The sequence below is a fragment of the Arthrobacter sp. TJ-236 genome (assembly GCF_058269235.1).
Map to the genome: position 1 here is coordinate 1 of NZ_JBZCNI010000018.1, position 608 is coordinate 608.

The 608-nt window shown below is 63.3% G+C and carries 1 protein-coding gene; it reads left to right on the forward strand.

Going from position 1 to position 608, the window contains the following annotated elements:
* Window positions 1-608 (forward strand): type IV secretory system conjugative DNA transfer family protein (locus tag AC4D16_RS16980; protein ID WP_490955864.1); only part of this gene is annotated, 608 nt, incomplete at both ends.

Below are 608 nucleotides of genomic sequence, written 5' to 3' on the forward strand. Positions count from 1 at the left end.
ACGTGCCTGAAGAACGAGAAGATCGCGCCGTGGGTGAACCCCACCGGCCCGGACGATCCGCGGCCGCAGTTCACACCCGAGGACTTCATCAAGGGCAAGCACACCCTCTATGCGCTCTCCAAAGAAGGTGCTGGCACCGCCGGACCGTTGGTGACGTCGCTGACGGTGGCCACGGCCACCGCGGCCGAGGAGTACGCAGCCACCCAACCCGGCGGCAGGCTCGCTGTTCCCATGCTGTGCGTCCTCGATGAGGCCGCGAACGTATGCCGGTGGGGGAACCTGCCGAACCTGTACAGCCATTACGGTTCTCGAGGAATCGTGGTTTCTACATTCCTACAATCCTGGTCCCAAGGAGTTGACGTCTGGGACGAGTCGGGCATGAAGAAGCTGTTCTCCACGGCCAACGTCTTCACCTACGGCGGGAACGTGAAGGAGGAGGGCTTCCTGAAGATGCTCTCCGAGCTCGTGGGTCAGTACCGGTACACGTCGGTGTCGACCTCGAGGCAGAAGGACTCCCGGTCCACGAGCCGTCAGGATTCCACCGACGACATCCTGTCCGTCGCGGATCTCGCGGCGATGCCCAAGGGTCGGGCGATCATGCTCGGCTC